Below are 779 nucleotides of genomic sequence, written 5' to 3'. Positions count from 1 at the left end.
GGTTAAAGTTGAACGTCGAGTTCGTCATCTTCGTCGAGTGCTAACTGCGCGAATACCGACGTAATCTATAGCGTGTTGAGCTTCCAACATTACGCTTTAGTTAACCCTAAAAGCTCAACACGCTGTAAACGCATATCGAAATAGATTTGTTCTAAGTGCTATTAACAGGCTGACCTATATGGTCAGCCTGTTTGCTTTTATGGACATGGGTTAGAGTAGGTAGTACCGATCGCTTGAATGTCTGTTAACAGCTCATCACTAAGCTTGATATCGATGCTGTCAATGTTGGCTTTAAGTTGATCAAGGTTGGTCGCACCGATGATATTGGAAGCGACAAATGGCCGTTGATTAACGACCGCCAATGCCATTTGCGCAGGATCTAGGCCATGCTCACGCGCCAAGTTCACGTATGCTTCTGTCGCTTTGACGCCTTGAGGCGTGAAGTAACGAGCGAAACGCTCCCACTTAGTACAGCGTGCACCTTCTGGTTTTGCGCCATGTAAGTATTTACCACTCAAACAACCAAACGCCAGAGGTGAATACGCTAACAGTTGGACACCTTCATAATGGCTGATTTCAGACAAACCCACTTCGAAGCTGCGGTTGAGTAGATTGTATGGATTTTGAATTGAAACGATACGCGGTAAATCATGCTTCTCCGCTAAACGAAGCAAAGACATCACCCCCCAAGGTGTTTCGTTAGATACGCCGATGTAACGCACTTTACCCATCTTAACCAGTTCAGTTAATGCTTCTAGGGTTTCAATTAACGTCACTTC

General features: G+C 45.2%; 1 protein-coding gene. It reads right to left on the bottom strand.

Features of this window, described 5'->3' with window-relative positions; genetic code table 11:
• Nucleotides 1–197: 197 nt before the first annotated feature.
• Nucleotides 198–779: aldo/keto reductase (locus R7R24_RS26275; RefSeq protein WP_318120058.1), on the bottom strand; the 582-nt coding region annotated here is incomplete at its 5' end.

The organism is Vibrio sp. 704, from assembly GCF_033339295.1.
The sequence above is the reverse complement of the archived record's forward strand: the minus strand, read 5'-3'. Positions and strand labels throughout refer to the sequence as shown.